Genomic DNA, 26,801 nt, shown 5'->3' on the forward strand with positions numbered 1-26,801 from the left:
ACACCCTCCTGTTACAGACCGTCTGTAACCGTTTAAGTCCGAAGGAGGTGGGTTTGTGACGCATCAGTACGAACTCATGGTCATCCTCGATCCAGAGATCGACGAACGCACCGTGGCTCCCAGTCTCGACAAGTTCCTCAATGTCATCCGTAATGACGGTGGCACCATCGATAACATCGATATTTGGGGTCGCCGTCGTTTGGCCTACGAGATCAACAAGAAGACCGAGGGCATCTACGCCGTCGTCAACTTCACCGCAGAGAGCAAGTCAACAGACGAGCTCGACCGCCAACTCTCACTCAGCGAAGCTGTCATGCGCACCAAGGTGCTGCGTGCAGAAGCTGGGTTCGCTCAGGTAGCTGCTGCCAAGAAGGTTGCTGAAGAGAAGGCCGCCCGCAAGGCAGCTGCTCCAGCAAAGACTCCTGCAGCCGCAACCAAGGCTCCTGCTGAAGAAGCTAAGGCTGCTCCGGCGCCCGCCGCTCCCGCCGCTCCTGCTGCTCCTGCTGACGAAGCCAAGGCTGAAGCGGAAGCTAAGTAACCGTGGCCGGCGAAACAGTCATTACGGTCGTGGGGAACCTCACGGCAGATCCCGAACTGCGTTACACGCAGGGCGGACTTGCCGTAGCTAACTTCACCATTGCCTCTACGCCGCGCACCTTCGATCGAGCATCCAACGAGTGGAAAGACGGAGAAGCACTTTTTCTCCGCGCTTCCTGCTGGCGTGAATTCGCCGAGCACGTTGCCAGCTCACTGACCAAGGGAACCCGCGTTGTTGCGCAGGGTCGTCTTCGTCAGCGTTCCTACGAAACCAAAGAGGGCGAAAAGCGCACGAGCATGGAACTGGAGATCGACGAAATCGGTCCCAGCCTCCGTTATGCAACGACGCAGATCACCCGCGCCCCCCGTGACAGCTCGGCCCCTCGTGGAGTCCAGCAAAACGGTGGCGGCCAGGCAAAGGAAGAGCCGTGGGCAGCTAGCGCTCCTGCAGCCTCATCTGGCGATGTATGGAACACCCCTGGTAACTACTCCGACGAGACGCCTTTCTAGGCACTCGACGATCAGTCTTATTTACAGAAAGAAGTAACACTCATGGCAGGAAAGAGCAGCGGCGACCGCCGCAAGCCCATCCGCAAAGGCAAGGACGGCAAGAACGCCGCACCAGCCAAGTCGATCCGCGTAGGCGTTATCGACTACAAGGATGTCGCTACGCTTCGTAAGTTCATCTCCGAGCGTGGAAAGATCCGCGCCCGTCGTATTACCGGTGTTTCCGTTCAGGAGCAGCGTCTCATCGCCACGGCCGTCAAGAACGCCCGTGAGATGGCATTGCTGCCCTACGCCGGCGCAGGCCGTTAAGGAGCCACCGACATGTCAAAGCTCATCCTCACTCACGAAGTGACTGGTCTCGGCGCGCCTGGCGACGTTGTAGACGTAAAGAACGGCTTCGCCCGTAACTACCTCATCCCCCAGGGCTTTGCCGTGGCGTGGACTCGCGGTGGCGAAAAGCAGGTCGAGTCCATCAAGGCAGCACGCGCATCGCGCGAGCACGCCACGCTTGAAGAAGCTCAGGACCTCAAGGCTCGCCTCCAGGCGACCAAGGTCAAGCTCACCGTGACCGCTGGTCAGGGTGGACGTCTGTTCGGTTCAGTTAAGCCCGCTCACGTAGCGGACGCTGTTGCCGCTGCAGGACTTGGCGACATCGACAAGCGCAAGATTGAAATCTCGTCGGCAATCAAGGTTGTTGGAGATCACGAAGCTACGATCCGTCTGCGTGACGACATCGTTGCAACGATCACCCTTCAGGTGGTTGCTAGCAAGTAACTGTTTTATCGCAAGGACGACGAGCCGCTTGGCTCGTCGTCCTTGTGTTTTAAGGCCCGTTGTCAAGCCTTTTGTGCACAGGATTACGAAAAATACGGAACCCTCAATCTCGACTTTAGGCATGTTTTTACACATTGTGTGTGAAAACTAAAAGTGCAGGTCAAGCGGCGATTCGAGTGTTTATTCCCCGCTGTTTCCACAGTTGTTTCCACAGGTTGTTCACACAGCAGTCGGCGTTTCGTCCGAGTTGTGCACAGGTTTATACACATCCCCAGTTGTGGGTAGTTGATTCTGCTTCGTAGGGTAAAGCAGCCTTGGAGCGGGTCCCAGTGAGGAGCCTGCCCGAGTGTCAGGGGCTACTCGTATAAATAGAGCTGCCCCACAAGGAGGAAAACCATGTCGATCGCGCACCTAGGCCTTTCGGGCGACGAGCGTCAATCAGGCGAATCTCGAGGCAGCTCCCGCGGTGACCGCGTACCTCCCCACGACCTCCTTGCCGAGCAAAGCGCCATCGGTGGAATGCTCTTGAGCAAGGATGCTGTCGCCGATGTCATCGAGACCGTACGCGGAGTCGACTTCTACGTCCCCAAGCACGAAACCATCTTCAACGCAGTACTCACCCTCTACTCGCACGGTGAACCAACTGACGTCATCGCCGTTACCGACGAGCTCACGAAGACAGGTGAGCTCTCCCGAGCCGGTGGAGTTGAGTACCTTCACACGCTCACTGGTCTCGTACCAACCGCAGCCAATGCCGGCTTCTACGCGACGATTGTCACGGAGAAAGCGGTCCTTCGCCGTCTTGTTGAAGCGGGGACACGCATCGTTCAGATGGGTTACGCCAGCGAGGGCGAAGTTCTCGACCTTGTCAACAACGCCCAGGCCGAGATCTACTCCGTGACCGGTGGCGTGGAAACCGAAGACTACGTACCCCTCACGACCGCCGTCGAGAGCGCAATCGACGAAATCGAAGCAGCTCGCGGCCGCGACGGCCAGATGATCGGTGTTCCCACCGGATTCGCTGAGCTCGATGAACTCACCAATGGGCTTCACCCTGGTCAGCTGATCATTTTGGCCGCGCGACCCGCTATTGGTAAGTCGACTCTTGGTTTGGACTTCGCCCGCGCAGCATCCATTCACCATGATTTGCCGTCGATTGTGTTCTCGCTCGAAATGGGACGAAGCGAAATCGCTATGCGACTGCTGTCGGCAGAAGCCAGCGTTCCGCTGCAGCACATGCGTAAGGGTTCGGTGCACGCCAACGACTGGACCACCATCGCGCAGACTCGTGGCCGCATCAATGATGCTCCGCTTTATATTGACGACAGCCCGAACATGACTCTGGTGGAGATTCGCGCCAAGTGCCGTCGGCTCAAGCAAAAGGTTGGCCTGCGCATGGTCATCATCGACTACTTGCAGCTCATGACGAGCGGCAAGAAAGTCGAGTCGCGTCAGCAAGAGGTCAGTGAGTTCTCTCGTGCACTCAAGCTGCTCGCCAAAGAGCTGGAAGTTCCCGTGATTGCTATCTCCCAGCTGAACCGTGGTCCTGAACAGCGTGCCGACAAGAAGCCAGCGCTCTCCGACCTTCGTGAATCGGGGTCGCTCGAGCAAGACGCCGACATGGTGATTCTGCTTCACCGGGAAAGCGCGTACGAAGCAGACAGCCCCCGCGCCGGTGAGGCCGACCTGATCATTGCCAAGCACCGAAACGGACCGACGCGCACCGTCACCGTGGGCTTCCACGGTCACTTCTCGCGCTTCGTCGACCTGCCGCCAGGGTCCTAGGCGTTTCTGGTCAGCATCCCCGACAGGGGAGTGTCCCAAGCGGCCTACACTAGAAGCATCCGCTTGTTGAGAAAGAAGGCAATCGCTTGACTAGTGCTCACGCTGAGCCGCTGCCGGCATCCACTGCGTGGTACGTGCCGCTAGCTCGCGCTATTCCCGCCCTTGCTCTGGCCATCGTCATCACGTTCTCGGCCGACCATTCGTCGCGCCTCGGTCTTGTCACCCTCGCAAGTTTTACCCTCGTGGTCGGCGCCGTTCTTCTCACGGCGAGCATCATGTCGCCGCACCGGGGTATCGCTCGCTCCTTCACGATCACGCAGAGCGTCGTCACGCTCGCCACTGCCGTCGCCGCGTTCGTCGCGACGGGCGGAGGCCAGGCCTACTTCGTCTTCTTGCTGACAGCCTTCGCCGCCATCACCGGTTTTCTTGAGCTCTACCTTGGTCTCCGCAGCCGGGGACGTGACGCGTCATCCCGCGACTGGGTTTTCGTCGGTGGCCTGACTGCGCTACTCGCGCTCATCGTGCTGCTTGTGCCGCCGGGATTCAGCCAGCCCTACACAGGACCCGATGGAATCGACCGAGAACTCACGGCATCCATTGTGGTGGTCGGTCTTCTCGGAGCTTATTGGGCCATTCTTGGTGTGTACCTAGTGATCGCGGCATTCTCGCTCAAGTGGAGTCGAACCGATCATGATGTTGTAACCGCAGCCGTGCAAGAGAAAGAAGAATAGTGGCCTCCCCAGACAAGCGTGACCGCACGCGTCCAGCCGAAATGCTCGGTCTTTCCGCGATTTTCGGGCTGTTCGCCGGTCTCGTCGTTTTCATGTCGACCCGTGAACTGATGCTCGCCCTCATCTTCACTGGGGTTGCGTTCATCGTCTCGCTTGTTGTTATCGCAATGCTCGTGCTCGCCGTTCGTCCCGATAAGGACGAACTTCTTGACATGGATGAGCAGGACCGCGACGCCTCGCACTAGTGTGCTCTGACGTACGGGGGTAGTGTGCACCCGCCTAAAACGGCTGAAGTGCGCCCCGATCGACCTCTTTGGAGCGCCCAGAAGTTCATGCGGTTGGTGACTGGAACTTCTTTGACTCCCAGTCTTTATTAAGGTTAGGCTTACCTAAGCAACACTCGCTGCAGCGGGTGTTGCGTTTTTACGCCCGACCGCTTTCGGTCATCCGAAATAACTAAGGACACCATGAACTTTTCACGAACCCGGCACGGAGTACTCGTCGGAGTACTGGCGCTCGCGCTTGCTGCCTGCAGCACCGCTACCCCCGAAGCTGCAGATTCAAACGGGGCTGAAGCATCTGTTCAGTTCGAAGACAACAACGGCAGCCACACGCTGTCGACGCCATTCACCTCGGTAGTCGCCACGGATAACCGCACGTTCGAAACTCTCTCGGACTGGGGAATCGAACTCAGTGCCGCTGCTGTCGCGCTGATGCCGAGCACGATTGCCTACACCGAAGATGACTCGATCATCGACCTGGGTAACCACAGCGAGCCCGATCTCGAGTCCGTCGTTGCCGTTCAACCCGACGTGATCATCAACGGGCAGCGGTTTGCGCCGTACCACGACGACTTCGCCAAGCTCGTGCCTGACGCCGTGGTCGTTGACCTTGACCCGCGCGAGGGTGAGCCCTTTGACGCCGAACTCAAGCGCCAGACCACCGTTCTGGGTGAGATCTTCGGCAAGCAAGCAGAGGCCGAACAGCTGAATGCTGACTTCGATGCCTCCATCGAGCGCGTGAACGCGGCGTACAACAGCGAAGACTCCGTGATGGCTGTCATCACCTCCGGTGGAGAGATCGGATACGCGGCTCCGACCGTCGGTCGTACCCTCGGCCCGCTTTTCGACATCTTCGACTTCACCGCCGCACTGGATGTCGATGACAGCAGCGAAGACCACCAGGGTGATGACATCTCGGTAGAGGCAATTGCTGACTCCAACCCCGACTGGATTCTCGTGATGGACCGCGACGCCGCGATTCTCGCCGACGACCCCAGCTACGTGCAGGGCAGCGAGGTGCTTGAGAACTCCGAAGCACTCTCGGGCGTCACCGCGGTGAAGGAAAGCAACCTCGTATACATGCCGGCTGACACCTACACGAACGAAGGCATCCAGACGTACACCGAGTTCTTCAACGCTCTCGCTGACGCTCTCGAAGCCAAGAACTAGCAATACTCACCCCGTTCGGCGCTGAAGTTTGCCCTCGGGCTAGCTTCAGCGCCGAACGGTTCTGGCTTTCAATCAGAAACCCTCACTCACGGATGACATCAACACTCGCCCGACGACGGCCCGCCAACACGACCACCCTTTTCGACTGGAAACTCCTGCTCGCGACGGTGGGCGTTGTGCTGCTGTTGGTTGCCTCGCTCTTCATCGGTGTCTACGACATTTTTGGGGCGGATGACGGCCAACGAATGTTCGGCATTACTCGCGTTCCCCGAACGGTTGCCCTCGTGCTCGCGGGTGCAGCGATGGCAATGAGCGGGCTCGTCATGCAGTTGCTGACGCAGAACCGCTTCGTGGAACCGACCACGACCGGCACTACCGAGTGGGCAGGCCTCGGACTGCTCACCGTGATGATTCTCTTTCCGGGAGCCAGCCTCCTCGCCCGCATGACCGGTGCGGTCATCGCCGCGTTCATCGGCACCGGGGTGTTCTTTCTCTTCCTGCGCCGCGTCACCCTGCGCTCGTCGCTGATCGTGCCGATCGTCGGCATCATGCTCGGTTCCGTCGTTGGCGCCATCTCCACCTACATTGCTCTTTCGACCGACATGCTTCAGAGCCTCTCCGTGTGGTTCGCCGGCAGCTTCACTTCGGTGATGCGCGGGCAGTACGAACTGCTCTGGATCGTCGCAGTCGTCGTGGTCGTGATCTTCCTGTTCGCCGACCGGCTCACCGTGGCGGGGCTCGGCCAAGACATTGCTACGAATGTCGGTGTGAACTACAACCAGATTTTGCTCATCGGCACCGCGCTCATTGCGGTAGCGACCGGAGTCGTGACCGTTGTCGTCGGCAATCTGCCGTTCCTCGGGCTGATCGTTCCCAACATCGTGTCGATGTTCCGCGGCGATGACCTGCGCAGCAACCTGCCCTGGGTGTGCCTGCTCGGCATCGCCATCGTGACCGTGTGCGACATCGTGGGCCGCACGATCATCATGCCGTTCGAAGTACCCGTGTCGCTCATTCTGGGCGTCGTGGGTGCGGTCGTCTTCATTGCCCTTCTGTTGAAGCAGCGCCGCCGTGCATAGTCCCGTGGATGCTCGAGAGAAGCCGACTATTGCCGTCGGCGCGGCCAGCGTGACAGGGCCCTTCCCCACGGTCAAGGCGCGTCGCCGCTACTGGATACTCCTCAGCATCCTGAGCGTGGTCGCTGTCGCGATCGCCGTCGGCCTGCTGGCGTGGGATAACCCAATGCCGGTCGGTACCGACGGGTTCTGGCTCATCGCGGAGCTGCGCGCTACCAACGTGATTGTGATTGCCGTCGTGGCCTTCTGCCAGGCGATTGCGACCGTGAGTTTTCAGACGGTGACCAACAACCGGATTCTTACGCCATCCATCATGGGCTTCGAGTCTCTGTATGTGGCCGTTCAAACCTCCGCGGTGTACTTCTTGGGCATCAGCGGCATCGTTGCCCTGCAGGGTCTCCCCCAGTTCTTGCTTCAGATCGCGCTGATGGTGGGGCTTTCGCTGCTGCTGTACGGCTGGCTGCTCACGGGAAAGTACGGCAACCTGCAGATCATGCTGCTCGTCGGCATCATCATCGGCGGCGGGCTCGGAGCGGTGTCGACCTTCATGCAGCGCCTGCTCACGCCGAGCGAGTTCGACATCCTCACGGCCCGCCTGTTCGGGTCCATCTCCAATGCGGATGCCAGCTACCTGCCCATCTCGCTCGTGCTCTGCTTGGTGGCCGGCACCGTGCTTCTCTCGCAGGGCCGGCGCCTCAACATCATTGCGCTGGGTTCTGACACCGCCACGAATCTAGGAATCAGCTACCGCTTCGAGATCATGCGCGTGCTGTTCTTCGTGTCGATTCTGATGGCTGTCTCGACGTCGCTCGTCGGCCCGATGACCTTCTTCGGGTTCTTGGTCGCCACGCTCGCCTACCAATTCGCGGACACCTACGACCATCGCCACATCTTCCCGATCGCGGTATTGGCCGGGTTTGTGGTGCTGGGCGGAGCGTACTTCGTGATGAAGAACCTGTTCTACGCGCAAGGAGTGGTGTCGATCATCGTTGAACTTGTCGGAGGAACCGTCTTCCTCATCGTCATTCTGAGAAAGGGCCGCCTGTGATCACCCTGAACAATGTGGGCAAAAGCTACGGCCACGAAATCACCATTGGCCCCGTCGACCTGACGATCCCCGAGGGTGGCATCACCGCGCTGGTAGGCCCGAACGGTGCGGGCAAATCCACGCTGCTGACCATGATCGGTCGCTTGCTCGGGATCGACTCCGGCCACATCGAAGTCGCGGGCTACGACGTCGCGAACACCAAGTCGAAAGACCTCGCCAAGATCATCGCGATCCTGCGGCAAGAGAATCACTTCATCGCCCGACTCACGGTGCGTCAGCTCGTGGGGTTCAGCCGCTTCCCGTATTCGCAAGGCCGACTGACCGAAGCGGATGAGGTGGCGATCAACAATTCCATCAGCTTTCTGAACCTTGAAGGCCTACAAGACCGATATCTTGACGAGCTCTCAGGCGGGCAGCGCCAACGCGCCTACGTTGCCATGGTGCTCGCGCAAGACACCGAATACGTGCTGCTCGATGAGCCCCTCAACAACCTCGACATGAAGCACTCGGTGCAGATGATGCGCCACTTGAAGCGCGCCGCCCAAGAACTTGGCCGCACCATCATCATCGTGCTTCACGACATCAACTTTGCCGGGCACTACGCCGACCACATTTGTGCCGTCAAGGATGGTCAGGTCACCGAGTTCGGAACGCCCGCTGAGATCTTGACCGATGACGTGCTCACCCGGATCTTCGATACCCCGGTGCAGGTCATCGACGGGCCCAACGGCGCCCTCGCTGTGTACTACTAAGCCCCGAGGAGTGTGCGGCGCCCCTGTCAGACGGAGCAATCAGGGGCGCAAACGTCACAGGCCGGCCTCCGTGAGGAGACCGGCCTTTGTTTAGCGTGAGTTGCTCGCCGCAGTGCGTGGGCTACTTGGCGTCGCCGAGGTAGTCGACGAGCGAGCTGGCGAGGCCGACATAGGTCGCCGGCGTGAGCGCCTGCAAACGTGCCTTGGCATCCGCACCAATGTCGAGCCCCGAGATGAACTCGGTGAGGTCGACAGAGTTGATGCGCTTGCCGCGCGTGAGTTCCTTGAGGATCGCGTAGGGGTCGCTGATGGTGCTGCGGCCCGCGGTGACCTCGGCGCGAATGACCGTCTGGATGGCCTCGCCGAGGATCTCCCAGTTGCTGTCGAGATCAGCGTCAAGAGCATCAGGGTTGAGGGCGATCTCCTTGAGGCCGCGCTCGATGTTGTCGAGAGCGAGCAGCGAGTGACCGTAGGCGACACCCACGTTGCGCTGCGTCGTGGAGTCGGTGAGGTCGCGCTGGAGTCGTGAGGTCACGAGAGTCTGAGCGAGCGACTCCAGAAGAGCGCTCGAGAGCTCGAGGTTGGCCTCAGCGTTTTCGAAGCGGATCGGGTTGATCTTGTGCGGCATTGTCGACGAACCGGTTGCGCCCGCCTGCGGAATCTGGCGGAAGTAGCCCATCGAAATGTACGACCACACGTCGGTGCAGAGGTTGTGCAGCACGCGGTTCGCGTGACTTGTGGCTTGGTACAGCTCCACTTGCCAGTCGTGCGATTCGATCTGCGTGGTCAGCGGGTTCCAGTCGAGCCCGAGCGACTCCACGAACTCCTTCGAGAGCGCCGGCCAGTTCTGCTCAGGGTCTGCCGCGAGGTGAGCAGCAAACGTGCCAGTAGCTCCGCTGAACTTGCCGAGGTAGCTGATGCCTTCAATGCGGATCATGATGCGGTCGAGTCGGTACACGAAGACCGCGAATTCCTTACCCATGGTGGTCGGCGTCGCCGGCTGACCGTGGGTGTGAGCGAGCATCGCGTTGTCGCGCATGAGCTCGGACTGCGCGCGAAGGGCAGCGAGCACGGTACGGAACTTGGGCAGCCAGACTTCGCGTACGGCATCCGAGATGGTGAGCGCGTACGAGAGATTGTTGATGTCTTCGCTCGTGGCGGCGAAGTGAGTGAGTTCAGCGATCGTGTTGAGACCGAGCTCGTCGAGCTTGGCGCGCACCAGGTACTCCACGGCCTTGACGTCGTGGCGGGTGGTGGCTTCGAGGCGAGCGAGTTCATCGATCTGCTCTTGACCAAAATCGGTGGCGAAGGCGCGCAGGGCGGTGACCTGGTCGGCGCTCAGCGGGCTCGAACCGAACAGGCTCTTGCTCGTGAGGAAAATCAGCCACTCGACTTCAACATGCACGCGGGCCCGGTTCAGGCCAGCCTCGGACAGGTACTCCCCCAAGTCCGAAACGGCGGGACGGTAGCGGCCATCGAGGGGGCTCAGTGGTTGAACGGGCAACGGGCTCATGGGGCTCCCTAGTTGTTGGGGGTTGGTGCTGTGATGCCTGGCGTGATCTGACGAAATAGTGAGCCGCACGCTTTCTCGATCATGCCGAGGACATGATCAAAAAGTGCGGCATCCGAATAGTAGGGGTCTGGCACGTCGATAAGAGGAGCGAGTTCGCTGTTAAAACTCAACATGGGCTGCACTTTTGATCGGTCTTGATCGTTGGGTGCCCACGTGCGCAGAATGCGTTCCTGTCCTCGATCGAACGCGACAATGAGGTCGAACTTGTCAAACCATTCGGGGTCGAACTGGCGGGCGCGATGCCCAGAACCATTGTAGCCGCGTGCGGCAAGGGCGCTTATGGTGCGGGGGTCAGCTGACTCCCCCACATGCCAGTCACCGGTGCCGGCGGAAGTAACCGCGATGCGGTCCTGAAGGCCAGCTTCGGCAACAAGCTCTCGAAACACTGTTTCGGCCATCGGAGAGCGACAGATGTTGCCGGTGCACACGAAACAGACCCTAAAAGCAGTCGAGTCTGAGAGTGCTCGCTCGAAGGTCATGCTTCATTCTGTCGCAGTTTCAACTCCCCAACAGCGCTGGTCTACGTATTCCCTTCCCCGATACGTGTTGGTAGCCACTGTGTGGGGCGGGGTTTGGCGAGAGTTGTGACAGCGAAAGGCGACCATTGACTACACCCCTGGATGCGACTGCTCGCGTCGCACTTGAATTTCAAGCCCAACAACTCCGCATGATCCTTGCCCGGCTCAGCTCTGTGCGAGAGTTTCTTCCCCACGCGGGCATCGACTGGCGCGGTCCTGCCCAGGAGCTGTTCGATGCCGGGGTGCTTGAACTGCACCGGGACCTAACGCGAGCACGGACCTTGATTGAGACGGCAGAACATCGAACGATGTTGGCACTTCAGCAGATGGGCTCCTATGTCGGATGAACTCATCATCTCCGGTGGTGGCAGCGTTTCGGTCTCGACGGAGGAAATGCTCATCGCTGTCAGCACACTCCAGCGGGCGGCCGAAATGACGCGGGACATCGCCGGTGCCATTCAGATGGTGGATGCCCGGCTCACCCTCAGCCAACTCGAGATGCTCGGCATCCCTACGGCTGCCGCGCTCGCCGAGGATGACCTCGACTTCGCTTTCTCTGACCTTCAGAGAGTCGCTCATCGTGCCGAGCACCTGAGTAATCTCGTGCGATTCGCTGCCGACAGCTACGGGTTGGCTGAGGCGTTCGCCGAGGGAGTTTCTCGCAAGATCACGGCCGATGCCGCGGCGTGGCTCGGTTTCTTGTTCCCGACGCACGCCGCAGTGTTGGCATTGTCGGTGACAGCGGTGCCGATTCTGTTGGGGATCACAGCAGCAGCTCTCGTGACGGGCCGCAATCCAGCAGAAGTGTTCGTCAGCGAAAAGTTCACTGCTGAACTCAACGAACTCATAAGCGATCCGGCGTATGTACTCGCTGTTCGCTTCGGTGTGATGAATGCCGATGAGTTCTTGGCCGGAGCCGCAGGGTTACCGCCATCACTAGTGAGCGTCTTGAGCGCGGCGGGTGTTCTGGGGCTTCCCACCGCAGCCGGGGCGATCCAGCGGCTGGGAGGTATCGCCGGGGTGCTGAAAGAAACGCCGGTGCAACTGGTCAGCAAGAGCGACACCACTCGCGTGGAGCCCGCCCACTCTGTTGAGGAACGCGCCGAACGAATTCCCCAACCCACCCCAGATTCTCCGTTTCAGATCCGCATAGAAAAGACATCATTTCCCGGAGAGGACGACTCCTTCGAGGTGTACGTTTCCGGGACCGTTGACTTTGCTATCTCCGACTCAGCTCAACCGTTCGACGGCACGAGCAATCTCAGCCTCGCCGCGGACCAGGAGGCGGCAGCATCCGCAGCAGTCATTGCAGCGATGAAGGAAGCGGGCGTTACCGGCGAGAGTCCGGTTGCTTTGACCGGGCATTCCCAGGGAGCAACTATCGTTGCCCGGCTCGCAGAATCGGAAGACTACAACGTCACCGGTTTAGTCGGGTTCGGAGGCAACACGGGTCAGATCAAGATCCCACCAACCGTTCCCACGCTCCTCTTCGAGCACAGCGATGACATCGTTCCGGCAGCAGGGGGGATTCAAGGAAATCAGCACGCGGTGATCGTGGAGCGAGAGGTCTTTGCTGGCCGTGCACTACCCGACGGTGTTATGGCGCCAGCCCATCAACTGGACGAGTATCGAGAAACTGCGCGCCGAATAGACAGCACAGACAGTGAACTTCTTCGCGACGCCGTGTCGAACCTAACGCCGACCGTTCACAAGGATGCTGTAACCACCGTCACTAGTTACGGGTACGAGCGGGTGCAGCCTTAGCGCTTTCGGCCTACTACGGGCCGAACCAGGATGCCGATGAACCAGCTGATGAGACCCAAGACGAGCGCGCCAAGCACTCCCCACCAGAATCCGTCAACAACGAGGCCGAAACCGAAGAGACCTGAGATCCAGCTCGTGAGCAACAGCAGCAGACCATTCACCACGAGAGCAAGAAGGCCCAGTGTCAGAACGTACAGCGGGAAAGCAACAATACGGATCAGATTGCCGAGCACGCCGTTCACAATTCCGAACACCGCAGCGACCAGCAAGAAGGTCAGAACGACCTCAAGGGTTCCCCCGGGAGCAAAAGGAATGATCTCGACCCCGGCAACAACCACCGTAGTCAGCCACAAAGCAAGAGCATTGATAAGCAAGCGCACGATGATTCTCATACGTCAACTATGCAGCACGGGTTTGCGCTGCCGCAACGGCTATCCGCTGAAGGGCGGCACAACGAGGCGCGCGAATCGCCTCGCACATTGTCACCGGCGCGAAACGAATGCATCCACTCGCGCCCCTAGGCTGGTGACGTGACCAGCAAACGAGTACAGCTCCGCCCCGAAATCGCCGCCATCGTGCCCTACCGTCAGGGAGCGCCCGCCGCCGCGGGTGCCTTCAAGCTGTCCTCCAACGAAAATCCCTACGAGCCGCTGCCCTCGGTGCTCGCGCAATTGTCGACGCACTCGATCAACCGCTACCCCGATGCATCCGCCCTCGAACTGCGTACCCAACTGGCCGAACGCTTCGGAGTCACCCCCGACAGCGTGCAGGTGGGAGCCGGTTCTGTTGCCGTGCTCGCCCAACTCGTGAGCGCTGCCGCCGCCCCGGGCGACGAAGTCATCTACGCCTGGCGCAGTTTCGAGGCTTACCCCTTGCTGGTGTCGGCGGCCGGGGCCACGAGCGTGCAGGTCGCGAATCAGGCCGACCACCGGCATGACCTTGCGGCCATGAGCGCCGCCATTACGGCATCCACTCGCGTCGTGATCGTCTGCAGCCCCAATAACCCCACCAGCACTGTCGTGACGGATGCCGAATTCCGCGACTTCATGGCCACCGTTCCCGAGAACGTTCTTGTCGTTCTCGACGAGGCCTACGGCGAGTTCGTGACCGACCCCGACGCCGTTCGTGGAGAAACCCTCGCCGGTCAGTACCCCAACCTCGTGTTGCTCCGCACCTTCTCCAAGGCCTACGGCCTCGCTGGCCTGCGCATTGGGTATGCCATCGGCGCCGAATACGTGATGGATGCGGCGCGAGCGGTAGCGATTCCGCTCTCGGTCACGGAGCTCGCCCAGAAAGCGGCCACCGCATCCCTCGAACATGAAGATGAATTGTTGGAGCGGGTGACCCACATTAATGCGGTGCGCGACAGAATCGTTGCTGGCCTCAGCGAGCAAGGCTGGGACGTACCCGCCCCCAACGGCAACTTTGTGTGGTTGCCGACCGGGTCAGCAACCGACTGGGCTGCAGAGGTATTCCGGTCACACGGGATCGTCGTTCGGGCGCTCGGCGAGGGCCTTCGGGTAAGCGTTGGCGAAGAGGAATCTGTGGAGAAACTCCTAAGAGCAGCCCAAGAGGTTGTCGCTTCAAGGGAAACGATCTAACGCTGGCCGCGTTAGATTAGTCGAATGCCTTATACCGCCGCGACGGTTCAGCTGCTGTCCCCCGAGGGCACGCTCGTTCACAGCGATGCCAGCGAACAGTACCTTCCGTACGTAGACAAGCTCAGCGACGACGCTCTTCAGGAGTTCCACCGCCACATGGTGGTGATGCGCCGCTTTGATATCGAAGCCGCCAACCTGCAACGTCAAGGCCAGCTCGCCCTCTGGGTGCCGAGCCATGGTCAAGAGGCCGCTCAGGTAGGTTCTGCTCTTGCCGCTAAACCTCAAGATCACCTCTTCCCCTCATATCGGGAGCATGTCATCGCCCTGATGCGTGGTGTTGACCCGATCACGATTCTGTCGATGTTCCGGGGCCTCAGCCACGGTGGCTGGGATCCGAAAGAGCACAGCAACTTTCACCTCTACACGCTCGTGATCGGTTCGCAAACGTTGCACGCCACCGGCTACGCCATGGGCCTGAATCTCGATGGACTGGCTGGCACCGGGGATCCCGATAAAGACACTGCCGTCATGGTCTACTTCGGCGATGGCTCCACGAGTCAGGGTGACGTGAGCGAAGCAATGGTCTTCGCCGCTAGCTACCAAACGCCTCAAGTTTTCTTCTTACAAAACAACCACTGGGCGATCTCGGTGCCCGTGTCACGCCAGTCGCGCACCCCGCTCTACCTGCGCGGTGAAGGTTTCGGCATCCCGAGCGTGCAAATCGACGGCAACGATGTGCTCGCCAGCTTCGCAGTGAGCAAGGCCAATCTGGATGCCGCCCGCGCCGGCGAAGGCCCCCGCTTTATCGAGGCCCTCACTTACCGTATGGGTGCCCACACCACGAGCGACGACCCCTCGAAATACCGCGACAACAGCGAACTCGAGTTCTGGGCTCAGCGTGACCCCATCACCCGCTTCGACACCTACCTACGGGGCCGCGGCGCGAGCCAAGCTTTCTTCGACGAAATTGCGGCAGAGGGTGACGACCTCGCTGCCGACATCCGTAAGCGCATCACCGAGTTGCCGGTGCCGGCCAGCTCGACGATGTTTGACAATGTCTACTCAGACCCGCATCCGCTGATGGATGCGGAGCGCGCGGCGCTCGCTGACTTCGAAGCATCGTTTGAGGAGGGCAACTAATGACTGAAACGATGACGATGGCGAAGGCCCTCAACGAGGGCATGCGGGCTGCACTGGCACGCGACAGCAGAGTTCTTCTGATGGGCGAAGATATTGGTCCGCTCGGCGGAGTCTTTCGGGTGACGGAGGGACTTCAGGCTGAGTTTGGCGACAAGCGAGTACTCGACACTCCTCTCGCCGAATCGGGAATCGTGGGTACCGCGATCGGGCTAGCCATGAGCGGATTCCGCCCGGTGTGCGAGATCCAGTTCGACGGTTTCATTTTTCCGGGCTTTGACCAGATCACTTCCCAACTGGCCAAACTGACGGCGCGCCACGAAGGCACATTGACGATGCCAGTCGTAATCCGCGTTCCTTACGGTGGACACATTGGTGCGGTCGAGCATCATCAGGAGAGCCCAGAAGCCTATTTCGCTCACACTCCCGGGCTTCGATTGTTGAGCCCTGCCACCCCGCATGACGCTTACTGGATGATTCAAGAAGCCATCGCCAGCAACGACCCGGTGATGTTCTTCGAGCCCAAATCGCGTTACTGGCAGAAGGGTGAGGTCGACCGCGAGTCGGCAGGCATCGCCACTCACTCCAGCCGCGTCGTGCGCGAGGGCACCGAAGTGACCCTCGTTGGCCATGGCGCGATTGTGTCGATGTTGTTGCAAGCAGCAGAACTCGCCGCCGAAGAAGGCACAAGCGTTGAGGTTGTTGACCTTCGGTCGCTCTCCCCCATCGACTTTGACCCGATTGTGGCATCCGCCCAGAAAACGGGTCGCGTTGTCGTTGTTCAAGAGGCACCAGGGAATGTCAGCGTGGGCTCGGAGGTTGCCGCTACGGTAGCCGAGCGTGCGTTCTACTCGCTCGAAGCACCTGTGCTGCGCGTGAGCGGCTACGACACCCCGTTCCCTCCCGCCAAGCTGGAATCCGTGTACTTGCCTAGTGTTGACCGCATCTTGGATGCTGTCGACCGGGCATTGGCCTACTGACGAAGGAGGCCCTCGTGGCCGTATCTGAATTTCCTCTCCCCGATGTGGGCGAGGGGCTAACTGAAGCCGAGATCGTCTCCTGGAAAGTTGCGCCCGGCGATGAAATCGTCGTCAACCAGGTGCTCGTTGAGATCGAGACGGCTAAGTCGCTCGTTGAACTGCCATCGCCTTTTGCAGGCACCGTGCAGAAGCTGCTTGTTGAGGAGGGGATGACCGTTGAGGTCGGAACCCCGATCATCACCGTGCAGTCGGTAGGCGGCTCACTTGAGCTGACCGCTCCGGGCTCCGGCGAAGACGAGAGCCACGGCATGATGTCTGACGTCGGCGCCGAGGGCAGCGCTGAGGATGACACGGCTGCCGCGGTCGCCGACACAGCATCCACGATCGCTAGCGAAGACGATAAGCCAGGGGCAGTGCTCGTGGGCTACGGCACCGGCGGGCATGTCAGCTCGCGTCGCCGCAAGGGTGCGCAGCCGGCGAAGGATGTCGTTGCCGCCAGCGCTCCCTCGAAGCCGCGCCCGGCATCCGTCCCCGCTTCGTTCGCAAGCCCGATCATTGCGAAGCCACCGATTCGCAAGCTCGCCAAAGACTTGGGCGTTGAACTTGCCGAGGTCGAGGCGACAGGTTTGGCTGGTGAGACCACCCGCGAAGACGTGATTCGTCACGCGTCGCAAGCGAGTGTCTTCCGCAACATCGAAACCCCGGAGTGGGGTGACGAACGCGAAGAGCGCATTCCGGTCAAGGGTGTGCGCAAGGCAATCGCGAAGGCAATGGTTCACAGCGCCTTCACTGCACCGCACGTCAGCGTCTTTACTGACGTGGATGCCACGCGGACCATGGAGTTCGTGAAGCGCCTCAAGAGTTCCACCGATTTTGCTGGCGTGCGCGTGAGTCCGCTATTGATCATGGCGAAGGCCGTGAACTGGGCTGTGCGTCGCAACCCGACCGTGAACTCGAGCTGGACCGATAAAGAGATCACCGTTCACCACTACGTAAACCTCGGTATCGCTGCGGCAACGCCGCGGGGACTCATCGTTCCGAATATCAAAGATGCCCAAGAACTGAGCCTTCTCGAGCTCGCCAAGGCCCTCGAGCAGCTCACGCTGACGGCACGCGATGGCAAAACCCAACCCGCCGAAATGTCGAACGGCACGATCACGATCACTAACCTCGGTTCGTACGGCATGGATACGGGAACCCCCATCATCAACCCGGGTGAAGCGGCGATTGTTGCGATGGGCACGATCAAGCAAAAGCCGTGGGTTGTCGACGGCGAAGTGCGGGCCCGTTACGTCACGACGGTCAGCGCGAGCTTCGACCACCGCATTGTTGACGGGGATGTTGCGAGCCGTTTCGTGGCAGATCTTGCGAGTGTGCTGGAAGAGCCTGCTCTGCTGCTCGACTAGTAGCTGAGCGTTAGGCAACAACACTCCATCGCTTCACCACATCAGGCGAAGCGATAGGTAATGTAGCCGAATGATCTTCGGAAAGAAATCGTCGGTGTTTCCCTCCACATCCGATTCGACGCGCCCTGGAATCCACGACCTCTGGACCGACCGCTTGGGCGCTTGGTCCATTCGGGCGCTTCAGGTGCTCTTGCTGCTCACGCTCATCTCGGTGATTGTGTTTGCGCTGACGCAGATCAAACTTGTCGTTATTCCCGTGCTTATCGCTCTGATCTTCGCTGCGGCTGCGAGCCCGATCGTGGTCTGGATGCGTCGCCGTGGTGTCGGACGAGCACTGTCGACCTGGACCGCGCTGCTTGGCGGAATCGTGGTGTTCGGTGGGTTGGTTACCGCGGTCGTTTTCGCCGTAGAGGATCAGTGGTCGGAGCTTTCTGATTCGGCTGTCGAGGGCTTTGAGCAACTCAAGGACTTCGCGCTCGACGGTCCGTTCCCGATCGATCAGACAGCCCTCGATGATGCCTGGAACGCGGTGATCGACTTCGTGACGAGCGCAACCTTCGGTCTCGGAGCTATTCAGGGCGTTTCAGCGGCGGCTCAGGTGGTCACGGGAATCCTGCTCGGTTTCGTGATCCTTTTCTTCTTCCTCAAAGACGGCGACCGCATCTGGGAGTTCTTCCTTCGCCCGCTTGATGGCGAACGCCTCGCACGCGGACACCGCATCGGTCACACTGCCGTGCGCACTCTGGGCGGCTACGTCCGCGGCACGGCAACGGTTGCGGCCGTTGACGCCTTCGGTATCGGTATCGGACTGCTCATTTTGCAGGTTCCTCTGGCGCTGCCGCTCGCGGTCATTGTGTTCTTGGGCGCCTTCATCCCTCTCGTCGGTGCGACCGTCGCCGGCATCTTGGCCGCCGTTGTCGCTCTCGTGACCAACGGTTGGGTCGTGGCACTAATCGTGCTGGGCATCGTCGTGTTGGTGAATCAGCTCGAGGGCAACTTCTTGCAGCCCGTCGTGATGGCGCAGTCGCTGAGCATCCACCCGCTCGTCATTTTGGTGGCATTGACGGCCGGAACGATTCTGGGCGGCATTGTGGGCGCAGTGTTGGCCGTGCCGATCGCTGCGGTGGGGTGGTCGATTCTCAAGACCTGGAACGAAAAAGGGCACCGGCCCGATGTTGATCCGGCGGCCGCGAAAAAGAAGAAGTAGCGCGCTAGCGGGGCCCTAGGGTCCGTTCGAGAAACGGATTCCAGAACTTGCCGTGAGGGTCGTACTCTCGCTGAAGCGCAACGAAGTCGGCGGTTCGCGGAAAGCGTTTGTGGATGACGTCGGCGCCATAGTGAAAAAGCTTGCCCCAGTGCTGCCGCGGTGCGAATGGTGCAAGAGTTTCTTCGATCACCGGCAGTAGCGCTGCGACCTCGGCAGGGTGCTTCGCCCAGGTGAAGCCGATGCACAGCACATCCCGCTCGTAGGCGGGGCTCATCCACAGGGCGTCGGCCGCAGCAGTACGGATCTCTGAGATGAGCAGGTGCGGCGAGATCTGGGCGCCAAGAGAGCGCAGTGCGCGCAACGCTTCAACGCCGTGCTCGCGCGCGACGTAGTACTCGCTTTGCAACTCATCGCCGCCGTTGGAGGGTTGACCGTCGAGGCGAAAGTGCGGCATCCGTTCTGACCACGGGCCGGGCACGCTCGCGCGCTGGTTCACATGCTCGCGCGAAGCTTCCTCGGAATCGTCGTACCAGGTGCCGCCGAACAGGGTGGAGGCCAGTGGCGCCTCAGCGCCATCGCTGAGGCGGGTCTTGAGCCAGACCTGGGCCACGGTAGGGCTAGCGAAGTCAGCAAGAAGGCTCACGCTGTAGGCGCTAGCCATCACCTCATCCAGCTGTTCGAGCACCGTCTCCCACGGCGCGAACCGGTAGATGTCTTGACGCACAACATAGCTGGGCTGGATGTCGAGGGTCACGTGCGTGATGATGCCAAAAGCTCCGAGCCCCACCGCCAGCGCTGACAGGTCGTCGCTGGAGCGATCGACCGTCACGAGGGAGCCGTCTGCCGTGACGAGTTCGAGAGCGGCAATGGCGGTGGAGAGGATGCCGTTGCCGTCTCCGGAGCCGTGGGTTGCGGTAGCGGTGGCTCCGGCAACAGAGATGTGCGGGAGAGACCCGGTGTTGTGCAGGCCGAAGCCGTGCTTCTGCAGTTCCGCCATCAGGATGCCGTAGCTGGTTCCCCCGGTGACGCTGACGGTCAGCGATGCCGCATCGATCCGAATTTCGGGGTCGAGTTCGGCCAGGCTGATGAGCGCCCCGGAGGTATCCGCAATGTCGCTGAAGGAGTGTCGGGTGCCGAGCGCTCGAACGCGGGGCCAGCGAGCCACTATTTCTTGCACCTCAACGACGGTCGTCGGTTGCTCAATCGTTTCGGCGATGTAGCTGAGGTTGCCGGCCCAGTTGGTGAGTGGTGTTGACACTGTGTACTCGCTTTCTGTGCCCATCGCAGGGCCCTTTGAGCGTAGCCAGCAGGGATGGATGTCGGCTGATTCGCCGTCCTCTCGTTCCAGGTGTACTCTATTGATAACGAATCTCATTACCGCTATTACCTACAGCTTTCGAAGGACACTCCCTTGTCTCGCTTCACCTCTGCCTTTTCTGCAACTCCGCGCTCACGCGCGCTGACCGCTGGGGCCGTGCTTGCGGTCTCCGCACTCACCCTCGCCGGATGTTCGGCCACCGAGCCCACCGAGGATGACGGCACGATCGCCGTCGTCGCGTCCACGATCGTTTACGGTGACATCGCTGCCACGATCGGTGGCGACGCCGTTACCGTCACGAGCTTGATCGATAACCCGGCTCAAGATCCCCACAGCTACGAAGCGTCGGCTCGCGACCAGCTCGCTGTCTCCGAAGCTGACCTTATGATCCTCAACGGTGGCGGCTACGACCCCTTCGCCGAAGCGCTGTATGAAGCTGCCGGTTCAGAAGCCCTCCTGATCAACGCGGTCGAAGTATCCGGGTTGCTTGAGGAAGACGGCGACGATCACGCTGACGAAGACGAGCATGCCGAAGAAGAGGGCGACGAAGAAGAGGACCACGACCACATCGAGGGCTTCAACGAGCACATCTGGTACAGCTTCCACGCCATCGAGCACGTTGCTGAACACATCAGCGAAGAGCTCACGGAACTGAGCCCCGAGAACAGCGACGCTTTCGAGGCAAACCTCGCAGCGTTCCTTTCGGATCTTGAAGGACTCGAAGACCAGGCCGACACCATCGCCGAGAGCGCGGAGGGTAAGGGCGCTGCGGTAACAGAGCCTGTTGCCGTTTACCTGCTTGAAGCGGTTGGCCTGCACGATGACACGTCGCCGGAATTCACTGAGGCGATTGAAGAGGGTTCGGATGTTCCCCCGGCTGCTCTGCTCGAGGTGCTCGACCTGATCGATTCCGGTCACGCCGCGCTGTTGGCGTACAACGAGCAGACCGCAAGCCCCGAGACTGAGCGAGTCCGCGAAGCGGCCGAAGCAGCAGGCCTTCCCGTGGTGTCATTTACGGAGACGCTGCCCGAGGGTGCAGACTACATCCAATGGATGACTTCAAACTTGGACGAACTCGCGGTGGTCCTTGTCCCGTAATGGTGGCAACGCTGTGAGTACTACAGCCACTACACCGGCTTCTGCCGCGGATGGTTCGGCGTCCGCGGCAGTTCCCGTGTTGAGCATCCGCGATGGTGTACTCGGCTTTGGAGCGCGCACTCTCTGGTCAGGCCTGAATCTCGATGTCGCACCCGGCGAGTTTCTCGCAGTTTTGGGCGCTAATGGCTCAGGCAAATCGAGTCTGCTGAAAACGATCCTCGGGCAGCAGAAGCTCGACTCGGGCACGATCACGGTAGCCGGGCATCCGGTTCGCCGGGGCGATCGCTGTATCGGCTATATCCCGCAACAAAAACTTGCGGCCCCTGGTACCCCTTTGCGCGGTCGGGATCTGGTGACTCTGGGAGTCAATGGGCACCGTTTCGGATTCCCCACGCTCCCCCGCGCGGTAAAAGAACGCGTTGATGAGCTCATCGCTGACGTGGGGGCGACCGGTTACGCAAGCCAACCCCTCGGTTCACTGTCGGGCGGCGAGCAGCAACGCTTGCGGGTTGCCCAGTCCTTGGCCGCTGACCCTGTGTTGCTCCTCTGCGACGAACCCCTGCTCAGCCTCGACCTGCAACATCAGCGCGGCGTTTCTGAACTGATCGATCGCCGCCGTCGCGCGCACGACACCGCCGTAATTTTTGTGACCCACGACGTGAACCCAATTTTGAGCATGGTCGACCGCATCCTGTACCTCGCCGGTGGCAAGTTCATGATCGGCACGCCAGACGAAGTGCTGCGCAGCGAGGTCCTGAGCGAGCTTTACGGCACACCCGTGGAAGTTGTGCGGGTGGGCGGCCGCGTCATCGTGGCCGGCACGCCGCAGGGTGACCACCATCACGAGGAGGAGATCGAATGACCTTCGACGAATTCTGGGGTCAGGTCGTCAACTTCAGCGACTACGGCGAACTCCTGAACCTGGTGCGGTTTTCCCTGATTGCCGCAGCAGTACTCGGCATCGCGGGCGGCCTCATCGGCGTCTTCGTTATGCAGCGAGACATGGCCTTTGCCGTGCACGGCATCAGCGAACTCTCCTTTGCGGGAGCCGCCGCCGCGCTGCTGTTTGGCGCCAATGTGGTGGCTGGGTCGCTCGCGGGTTCCCTCGTTGCTGCGATTCTGATCGGGATGCTCGGGGCGAAGGCTCGCGACCGAAACTCAATTATTGGTGTGCTCATGCCGTTCGGTATGGGTTTGGGCATCCTGTTCCTGGCGCTCTATCCCGGACGCAGTGGAAACAAGTTTGGCCTCCTCACGGGCCAAATCATCTCGGTTGATAGTGAGCAACTCGGCCTGCTCATCGTGATCAGCGTCGTGGTGCTGGCAGCGCTCTTTGTCGTGTGGCGTCCGCTGACGTTCGACAGCCTCGACCCTGAGGTTGCGGCAGCTCGTGGCGTTCCGTCCCGGTGGCTTTCTCTTGGCTTCATGGTGCTGCTGGGGCTCATGGTCGCGGTGGCGGTGCAGATTATTGGCGCATTGTTGGTGATGGCACTGCTCGTGACGCCAGCCGCGGCAGCGATGCAGGTATCGTCATCGCCGCGCCTCGTGCCCGTGCTCAGCATGATCTTTGGTTTCGTGTCGGCGACCGGTGGCGTTTTGCTCGCGATCGGCGGATCCTTGCCGATCAGCCCCTACATCACGACTATTTCGTTCCTGATCTACATCGTGTGTCGCATCATCGCGGTGCGGCGCAATCGGGGCGGTCGTCGTGTCTCGAGCCGCGCATCCGGAGCTGAATTGATCAGCGCTACCCCAGCAGGTGAAAGCTAGAGTGGTGACTATGAAGCGCAATACGTGGCAGCGAGAAGCGGTGCGGGATGCTCTGACTGAGTCAGAGGGTTTCGTGAGCGCTCAGGCGCTGCACACCGCGCTGCGCGACGCCGGGAGCGCGATCGGTCTGGCCACGGTGTATCGCGCCCTGGCTGACTTGGCCGGAACGGGCGACGCTGACTCTCTGCAGCAAGATGGCGAAAGCCTGTTTCGCGCCTGCACGCCCGACTCGCATCACCACCATTTGATCTGCCGCAACTGCGGAACAACCGTCGAAATCAAGGCGGATGCCGTAGAAGAGTGGGCCAAAAACGTCGCCGCCGAACACGGTTTTACCGAACCGCACCACATCGTTGATGTTTTCGGCTTGTGCCCGGCGTGCTCTAGCACGTAACATATACCGTTGATCGAGCGGTATCTTCCGCTCTCGCAGACACATCCCACCCTGATTGAATTCGTGCCAAAACACGGGTTTGAGAAGAATGCAGTGTGTGTGCCGACAAGTGATCTTGGGTAAGGCTTTGTCCTTACGGTAACTAGAACAGGAGTATCACCATGGCAGCAACCTGCCAAGTGACCGGCGCCATTCCCGGCTTCGGACACGCAATCTCGCACTCGCACCGTCGCACCAAGCGCCGTTTCGACCCGAACATCCAGAAGAAGACGTACTACGTACCGTCGCTTCGCCGCAACGTAACTCTTCAGCTGTCCGCAAAGGGCATCAAGGTAATTGACGCTCGTGGCATCGAATCCGTTGTCAAGGACCTCCTTGCACGTGGGGAGAAAATCTAATGGCAAAGGCACAGGACGTACGTCCGATCATCAAGCTCCGTTCAACTGCTGGAACGGGCTACACCTATGTGACGCGCAAGAATCGTCGCAACAACCCCGACCGCCTCGTACTCAAGAAGTACGACCCGGTGGTTCGCAAGCACGTTGAATTCCGCGAGGAGCGCTAAACATGGCTAAGAAGAGCAAGATTGCAAAGAACGAACAGCGCAAAGTTATCGTTGCGCGTTACGCCGAGCGTCGTCTCGAGCTGAAGAAGGCTCTCGTCGACCCCGCCGGAACTGACGAGTCACGCGAGGCTGCACGCCTCGGACTTCAGAAGCTCCCCCGCGATGCTTCGCCGATCCGCGTACGCGGTCGCGACGCCATTGACGGACGTCCCCGTGGATACCTCAAGCAGTTCGGTGTTTCCCGTGTTCGCTTCCGTGAAATGGCTCACCGGGGCGAGTTGCCCGGAATTACCAAGTCAAGCTGGTAGATTCCAAGCGGTTCCGACGTTTTCTAACGTTTCGGAACAACTAACTGCACTACGTCCGAGGAGGACCACCTTATGGCTGACAAGTCGCTAAACCGTACTGAATTCGTAGCGGCGGTTGCCGCAGAGTCTGGCCAGAGCCAGGCTGCCGTTTCCGGCGTCGTTGACGCATTCTTCTCCGTACTCTCGAAGTCGGTCGGCGAAGGAACCAAGGTTTCGATCCCCGGATGGATGGCTGCAGAGCGTACCTTCCGCGAGGCTCGCACCGGCCGTAACCCGCAGACGGGTGAAGCTATCGAGATCAAGGCCAGCCACGGCGTCAAGCTCAGCGCAGGCAGCAAGCTCAAGGCAGCAGCCAAGGGCTAAGTAGCAACTTTAAAAGGGCGACATCCTCCGGGATGTCGCCCTTTTTGTTTTCTGGGTGAGATTCCCGTCGCTGCTGGGGCCGCGGACGCTGGGGCGGGACGCGGGACCGGGCGAACTCCCCTATAAGCGCGAGTACTCTTGAGGGGTGCTAAGAATCAGCCGGATCGCCGGACCCGCCCTGCTGATCCTTGTTGCAGCCATCGCGGTTGTTGCTGGACTCCAGTTCGGTGGCGGTGCTGCGGTTCCGATTCTTCTTGACCCGGGCGCTGTCGTGCGCTGGGGACTGCCCATCGCGAAGCTCTTCGTGAACCTCGGGCTTGCGGCGACCATCGGCGGGCTCATGATCGCTGTCTTCGCGATGAGTCCGAAGCGCGATGAATTCAACATCACTCTCGACTTTGCGGCCGCCGGCGCCGCAGTGTGGGCTGTGGCATCCGCCATTACTGGGTTTTTCACCTTTCTGGCGGTGCGCAACCAGCCCATCGACCTCTCCAGCGCCTTTGGTGACGTTCTCGCAAGCTTTCTGACCTCGACCGAACTAGGTCAAGCCTGGCTTGCCACAGTGCTTATAGCGGCCGTTGTGACCGTTCTCTGCTTCGCCGTGCGCAATATGACCGCCCTCGTCTTTGTGCTGGTGCTCTCCGTTGCAGGGCTCATCCCGATGGCGCTTCAAGGCCACAGCGGCGGAACCGCCGATCACGATGCCGCCACCAGCGCCATATTTCTCCACCTCGTCTTTGCCGCCCTCTGGCTCGGCGGGTTGTTCGCGATCGCCATCGCCCGCCCCGCCCTCACCAAAGACCGGCTGAGTATCGTGCTGCGCCGCTACTCGACCATCGCGCTCGTGAGCTTCATCGTGGTGGCCGCCTCCGGCTATGTGAGCGCAGAAATTCGCGTCGAGAACCTGGCGAACCTGCTCTCGCCCTACGGCATCCTCGTGCTCGTCAAAGTTTTTGCCCTCATCGTCTTGGGTCTCTTCGGCGCTGTGTACCGCAACTACGCAATCGGCCGCCTCGAAGCCAGCCCCCGCAAGCAGCGCGGATGGTTCTGGTGGATTGTCAGCGCCGAGTTGGCTTTCATGGGTCTCGCATCGGGCGCAGCTGCCGCCCTGGCGACGACGCCCACGCCCGTTCCCGAGATCGTGGCCGCTGATTTGCCCGACTCTTCCCCCGCTGCCTACCTCACCGGTTCACCGCTGCCCCCCACCGTGACCGCAAGCAACCTGTTCACCCTGTGGAGCTTCGACCTCATCTGGGCGCTGATCTGCGCGTTCGCGATCTTCTTCTACCTCGCCGGCGTCTGGCGCCTTCACAAGCGCGGCGATTCTTGGCCGATCTACCGCACCGTGTTCTGGGTGCTCGGGATGCTGCTGCTGTTCTACATCACCAACGGTGGCGTGAACGTGTACGAGGGCTACCTGTTCTCGATGCACATGCTCGGGCACATGACCCTCGGCATGATGATTCCGGTGCTGCTCGTGCCCGGTGCGCCCGTGACGCTCGCGATGCGCGCAATCGCCAAACGCACTGACGGCAGCCGCGGAGCCCGTGAGTGGATTCTGCGGATCGTGCACTCACGGTATATGGCCGTGATCGGGCATCCGGTTGTTGCGGCGATCATCTTCGTTGTTTCGCTGTGGGTCTTCTACTACACGCCGCTGTTCCGGTGGGCTTCCACTGACCACGTCGGGCACGAATGGATGATCATCCACTTCTTGGCCTCCGGCTACCTGTTCGTGCAGTCGCTCATCGGAATCGACCCGTCGCCGCACCGCACCTCTTTTCCCATTCGCCTGCTTATCTTGCTTGCCACCATGGCTTTCCACGCCTTCTTTGGCCTCGGCCTCATGACCGGCACGGGGCTGCTGCTGGCCGACTGGTACGGCGCGATGGGCTGGGACAACGGCGTGACAGCCCTCGAAGATCAGCGCATCGGTGGCGGCATCGCTTGGAGTGTTGGCGAGATCCCCACGATCGCGCTTGCAATCGCGGTGGCGATCATGTGGTCGCGCAGCGACCGCCGAGCGTCCGTGCGCTACGACCGCAAGGCCGACCGCGATGGCGATGCAGAGCTCGACGCCTACAACGAAATGCTCGCTAAGCGCTAAGCGCTAAGCGCTAAGCGCTAAGCGCTAAGCG

Annotated in this window: 29 protein-coding genes and 1 pseudogene; 26 read left to right on the forward strand and 4 right to left on the reverse strand. The window is 60.6% G+C overall.

What is annotated here, in order from left to right; all coding sequences use genetic code 11:
• Positions 1-76: 76 nt before the first annotated feature.
• From rpsF to I6E60_RS01295, 11 genes and pseudogenes are all read left to right on the forward strand, one after another.
• Positions 77-418 (forward strand): annotated as a pseudogene (gene rpsF, locus I6E60_RS01245) (30S ribosomal protein S6); the annotation flags it as partial.
• A 122-nt stretch (positions 419-540) separates the two neighbouring features.
• Entirely contained in the window at positions 541-1,047 is a 507-nt protein-coding gene (locus I6E60_RS01250; RefSeq protein ID WP_197122327.1) for a single-stranded DNA-binding protein, read from the forward strand.
• Positions 1,048-1,089: 42 nt separating this feature from the next.
• Complete coding sequence (gene rpsR, locus I6E60_RS01255) at positions 1,090-1,353, forward strand: 30S ribosomal protein S18 (protein ID WP_009773575.1); 264 nt, start codon at positions 1,090-1,092, stop codon at positions 1,351-1,353.
• Between the two features lie 12 nt (positions 1,354-1,365).
• Positions 1,366-1,818 (forward strand): 50S ribosomal protein L9, encoded by a 453-nt coding sequence (rplI, locus tag I6E60_RS01260; protein WP_197122329.1) that lies wholly within the window; start codon positions 1,366-1,368, stop codon positions 1,816-1,818.
• A 396-nt stretch (positions 1,819-2,214) separates the two neighbouring features.
• Positions 2,215-3,603, forward strand: coding sequence for a replicative DNA helicase (gene dnaB / locus I6E60_RS01265; RefSeq protein ID WP_197106864.1), 1,389 nt, complete (start codon positions 2,215-2,217; stop codon positions 3,601-3,603).
• An 86-nt stretch (positions 3,604-3,689) separates the two neighbouring features.
• On the forward strand, positions 3,690-4,334 hold the full coding sequence (locus I6E60_RS01270; RefSeq protein ID WP_197122331.1) for a hypothetical protein: 645 nt from the start codon (positions 3,690-3,692) through the stop codon (positions 4,332-4,334).
• Positions 4,334-4,579, forward strand: coding sequence for a hypothetical protein (locus tag I6E60_RS01275; RefSeq protein WP_197156358.1), 246 nt, complete (start codon positions 4,334-4,336; stop codon positions 4,577-4,579). The genes I6E60_RS01270 and I6E60_RS01275 overlap by 1 nt, the downstream gene beginning before the upstream one ends.
• A 222-nt stretch (positions 4,580-4,801) precedes the next feature.
• Entirely contained in the window at positions 4,802-5,785 is a 984-nt protein-coding gene (locus I6E60_RS01280; RefSeq protein WP_197178452.1) for a siderophore ABC transporter substrate-binding protein, read from the forward strand.
• Between the two features lie 92 nt (positions 5,786-5,877).
• Positions 5,878-6,864, forward strand: coding sequence for an ABC transporter permease (locus I6E60_RS01285; protein WP_197178454.1), 987 nt, complete (start codon positions 5,878-5,880; stop codon positions 6,862-6,864).
• A complete protein-coding gene (locus I6E60_RS01290) occupies positions 6,857-7,909 on the forward strand; it encodes an iron chelate uptake ABC transporter family permease subunit (RefSeq protein ID WP_374189208.1) in 1,053 nt (350 codons plus the stop codon). The genes I6E60_RS01285 and I6E60_RS01290 overlap by 8 nt, the downstream gene beginning before the upstream one ends.
• Complete coding sequence (locus I6E60_RS01295; RefSeq protein ID WP_197178457.1) at positions 7,906-8,661, forward strand: ABC transporter ATP-binding protein; 756 nt, start codon at positions 7,906-7,908, stop codon at positions 8,659-8,661. The genes I6E60_RS01290 and I6E60_RS01295 overlap by 4 nt, the downstream gene beginning before the upstream one ends.
• A 121-nt stretch (positions 8,662-8,782) precedes the next feature.
• Here the strand turns inward: I6E60_RS01295 and purB are convergent, their stop codons facing one another.
• Positions 8,783-10,174, reverse strand: coding sequence for an adenylosuccinate lyase (gene purB, locus I6E60_RS01300; RefSeq protein WP_197178459.1), 1,392 nt, complete (start codon positions 10,172-10,174; stop codon positions 8,783-8,785).
• 8 nt (positions 10,175-10,182) lie between these two features.
• A complete protein-coding gene (locus I6E60_RS01305) occupies positions 10,183-10,713 on the reverse strand; it encodes a low molecular weight protein-tyrosine-phosphatase (RefSeq protein WP_197178461.1) in 531 nt (176 codons plus the stop codon).
• A 375-nt stretch (positions 10,714-11,088) separates the two neighbouring features.
• Here I6E60_RS01305 and I6E60_RS01310 point away from each other — a divergent pair, with 375 nt between their 5' ends.
• Positions 11,089-12,516 (forward strand): hypothetical protein, encoded by a 1,428-nt coding sequence (locus I6E60_RS01310; protein ID WP_197178463.1) that lies wholly within the window; start codon positions 11,089-11,091, stop codon positions 12,514-12,516.
• On the opposite strand, the gene I6E60_RS01315 is transcribed toward I6E60_RS01310, so the two are convergent.
• The gene (locus tag I6E60_RS01315) at positions 12,513-12,908 is read right to left on the reverse strand and encodes a phage holin family protein (protein WP_197122349.1); all 396 of its coding nucleotides are present in this window, start codon (positions 12,906-12,908) and stop codon (positions 12,513-12,515) included. The two genes, I6E60_RS01310 and I6E60_RS01315, sit on opposite strands and share 4 nt — an antisense overlap.
• Before the next feature lie 138 nt (positions 12,909-13,046).
• Between I6E60_RS01315 and hisC the strand changes: the two genes are divergently transcribed.
• The 5 genes from hisC (at position 13,047) to I6E60_RS01340 (ending at position 18,847) form a co-directional block, all read left to right on the forward strand.
• Complete coding sequence (gene hisC / locus I6E60_RS01320) at positions 13,047-14,117, forward strand: histidinol-phosphate transaminase (RefSeq protein WP_197178465.1); 1,071 nt, start codon at positions 13,047-13,049, stop codon at positions 14,115-14,117.
• Positions 14,118-14,141: 24 nt separating this feature from the next.
• On the forward strand, positions 14,142-15,257 hold the full coding sequence (locus I6E60_RS01325) for a thiamine pyrophosphate-dependent dehydrogenase E1 component subunit alpha (RefSeq protein ID WP_197178467.1): 1,116 nt from the start codon (positions 14,142-14,144) through the stop codon (positions 15,255-15,257).
• Positions 15,257-16,234, forward strand: coding sequence for an alpha-ketoacid dehydrogenase subunit beta (locus tag I6E60_RS01330; protein ID WP_197178469.1), 978 nt, complete (start codon positions 15,257-15,259; stop codon positions 16,232-16,234). Before I6E60_RS01325 ends, I6E60_RS01330 begins: the two co-directional genes overlap by 1 nt.
• A 14-nt stretch (positions 16,235-16,248) precedes the next feature.
• Positions 16,249-17,640, forward strand: a complete 1,392-nt coding sequence (locus I6E60_RS01335) for a dihydrolipoamide acetyltransferase family protein (protein ID WP_197122357.1) — start codon at positions 16,249-16,251, stop codon at positions 17,638-17,640.
• A gap of 70 nt (positions 17,641-17,710) precedes the next feature.
• Positions 17,711-18,847 carry an AI-2E family transporter gene (locus tag I6E60_RS01340; RefSeq protein WP_197122359.1) on the forward strand — a complete coding sequence of 379 codons (1,137 nt, stop codon included), beginning with the start codon at positions 17,711-17,713 and terminating at the stop codon, positions 18,845-18,847.
• Positions 18,848-18,851: 4 nt separating this feature from the next.
• On the opposite strand, the gene I6E60_RS01345 is transcribed toward I6E60_RS01340, so the two are convergent.
• Positions 18,852-20,129 carry a D-arabinono-1,4-lactone oxidase gene (locus tag I6E60_RS01345; protein ID WP_231601090.1) on the reverse strand — a complete coding sequence of 426 codons (1,278 nt, stop codon included), beginning with the start codon at positions 20,127-20,129 and terminating at the stop codon, positions 18,852-18,854.
• 129 nt (positions 20,130-20,258) lie between these two features.
• On the opposite strand from I6E60_RS01345, the gene I6E60_RS01350 reads away from it, so the two are divergent.
• The 9 genes from I6E60_RS01350 (at position 20,259) to I6E60_RS01390 (ending at position 26,770) form a co-directional block, all read left to right on the forward strand.
• Positions 20,259-21,263 (forward strand): metal ABC transporter solute-binding protein, Zn/Mn family, encoded by a 1,005-nt coding sequence (locus I6E60_RS01350; protein WP_197178471.1) that lies wholly within the window; start codon positions 20,259-20,261, stop codon positions 21,261-21,263.
• Positions 21,264-21,342: 79 nt separating this feature from the next.
• Positions 21,343-22,125, forward strand: coding sequence for an ATP-binding cassette domain-containing protein (locus I6E60_RS01355; protein ID WP_231601228.1), 783 nt, complete (start codon positions 21,343-21,345; stop codon positions 22,123-22,125).
• Positions 22,122-23,033, forward strand: coding sequence for a metal ABC transporter permease (locus I6E60_RS01360; RefSeq protein WP_197122365.1), 912 nt, complete (start codon positions 22,122-22,124; stop codon positions 23,031-23,033). Before I6E60_RS01355 ends, I6E60_RS01360 begins: the two co-directional genes overlap by 4 nt.
• A 10-nt stretch (positions 23,034-23,043) precedes the next feature.
• Positions 23,044-23,427: a Fur family transcriptional regulator gene (locus I6E60_RS01365; protein ID WP_197178473.1), complete on the forward strand. Its 384-nt coding sequence runs from the start codon at positions 23,044-23,046 to the stop codon at positions 23,425-23,427.
• Positions 23,428-23,588: 161 nt separating this feature from the next.
• Positions 23,589-23,825, forward strand: coding sequence for a 50S ribosomal protein L28 (gene rpmB, locus I6E60_RS01370; protein WP_129072582.1), 237 nt, complete (start codon positions 23,589-23,591; stop codon positions 23,823-23,825).
• A complete protein-coding gene (gene rpmG / locus I6E60_RS01375) occupies positions 23,825-23,992 on the forward strand; it encodes a 50S ribosomal protein L33 (RefSeq protein ID WP_009773536.1) in 168 nt (55 codons plus the stop codon). The genes rpmB and rpmG overlap by 1 nt, the downstream gene beginning before the upstream one ends.
• A gap of 2 nt (positions 23,993-23,994) precedes the next feature.
• Positions 23,995-24,300 (forward strand): 30S ribosomal protein S14, encoded by a 306-nt coding sequence (rpsN, locus tag I6E60_RS01380; protein WP_197106841.1) that lies wholly within the window; start codon positions 23,995-23,997, stop codon positions 24,298-24,300.
• Positions 24,301-24,372: 72 nt separating this feature from the next.
• Positions 24,373-24,663 (forward strand): HU family DNA-binding protein, encoded by a 291-nt coding sequence (locus tag I6E60_RS01385; RefSeq protein ID WP_100387826.1) that lies wholly within the window; start codon positions 24,373-24,375, stop codon positions 24,661-24,663.
• A 145-nt stretch (positions 24,664-24,808) separates the two neighbouring features.
• Positions 24,809-26,770 carry a cytochrome c oxidase assembly protein gene (locus I6E60_RS01390; protein ID WP_307841764.1) on the forward strand — a complete coding sequence of 654 codons (1,962 nt, stop codon included), beginning with the start codon at positions 24,809-24,811 and terminating at the stop codon, positions 26,768-26,770.
• Positions 26,771-26,801: the final 31 nt, after the last annotated feature.

This window comes from Salinibacterium sp. SWN167 (assembly GCF_015864665.1).
Lineage (GTDB): Bacteria > Actinomycetota > Actinomycetes > Actinomycetales > Microbacteriaceae > Rhodoglobus.

What these genes read in the sequence shown, in the direction of transcription:
- rpsR (WP_009773575.1), top strand. Translation starts at nt 1,090, where the DNA reads ATGGCAGGAAAGAGCAGCGGCGACCGCCGCAAGCCCATCCGCAAAGGC.
- rplI (WP_197122329.1), top strand. Translation starts at nt 1,366, where the DNA reads ATGTCAAAGCTCATCCTCACTCACGAAGTGACTGGTCTCGGCGCGCCT.
- dnaB (WP_197106864.1), top strand. Translation starts at nt 2,215, where the DNA reads ATGTCGATCGCGCACCTAGGCCTTTCGGGCGACGAGCGTCAATCAGGC.
- I6E60_RS01280 (WP_197178452.1), top strand. Translation starts at nt 4,802, where the DNA reads ATGAACTTTTCACGAACCCGGCACGGAGTACTCGTCGGAGTACTGGCG.
- I6E60_RS01285 (WP_197178454.1), top strand. Translation starts at nt 5,878, where the DNA reads ATGACATCAACACTCGCCCGACGACGGCCCGCCAACACGACCACCCTT.
- purB (WP_197178459.1), bottom strand. Translation starts at nt 10,174, where the DNA reads ATGAGCCCGTTGCCCGTTCAACCACTGAGCCCCCTCGATGGCCGCTAC.
- I6E60_RS01305 (WP_197178461.1), bottom strand. Translation starts at nt 10,713, where the DNA reads ATGACCTTCGAGCGAGCACTCTCAGACTCGACTGCTTTTAGGGTCTGT.
- I6E60_RS01310 (WP_197178463.1), top strand. Translation starts at nt 11,089, where the DNA reads ATGTCGGATGAACTCATCATCTCCGGTGGTGGCAGCGTTTCGGTCTCG.
- I6E60_RS01315 (WP_197122349.1), bottom strand. Translation starts at nt 12,908, where the DNA reads ATGAGAATCATCGTGCGCTTGCTTATCAATGCTCTTGCTTTGTGGCTG.
- I6E60_RS01325 (WP_197178467.1), top strand. Translation starts at nt 14,142, where the DNA reads ATGCCTTATACCGCCGCGACGGTTCAGCTGCTGTCCCCCGAGGGCACG.
- I6E60_RS01330 (WP_197178469.1), top strand. Translation starts at nt 15,257, where the DNA reads ATGACTGAAACGATGACGATGGCGAAGGCCCTCAACGAGGGCATGCGG.
- I6E60_RS01340 (WP_197122359.1), top strand. Translation starts at nt 17,711, where the DNA reads ATGATCTTCGGAAAGAAATCGTCGGTGTTTCCCTCCACATCCGATTCG.
- I6E60_RS01345 (WP_231601090.1), bottom strand. Translation starts at nt 20,129, where the DNA reads ATGGGCACAGAAAGCGAGTACACAGTGTCAACACCACTCACCAACTGG.
- I6E60_RS01360 (WP_197122365.1), top strand. Translation starts at nt 22,122, where the DNA reads ATGACCTTCGACGAATTCTGGGGTCAGGTCGTCAACTTCAGCGACTAC.
- I6E60_RS01365 (WP_197178473.1), top strand. Translation starts at nt 23,044, where the DNA reads ATGAAGCGCAATACGTGGCAGCGAGAAGCGGTGCGGGATGCTCTGACT.
- rpmB (WP_129072582.1), top strand. Translation starts at nt 23,589, where the DNA reads ATGGCAGCAACCTGCCAAGTGACCGGCGCCATTCCCGGCTTCGGACAC.
- rpmG (WP_009773536.1), top strand. Translation starts at nt 23,825, where the DNA reads ATGGCAAAGGCACAGGACGTACGTCCGATCATCAAGCTCCGTTCAACT.
- rpsN (WP_197106841.1), top strand. Translation starts at nt 23,995, where the DNA reads ATGGCTAAGAAGAGCAAGATTGCAAAGAACGAACAGCGCAAAGTTATC.
- I6E60_RS01385 (WP_100387826.1), top strand. Translation starts at nt 24,373, where the DNA reads ATGGCTGACAAGTCGCTAAACCGTACTGAATTCGTAGCGGCGGTTGCC.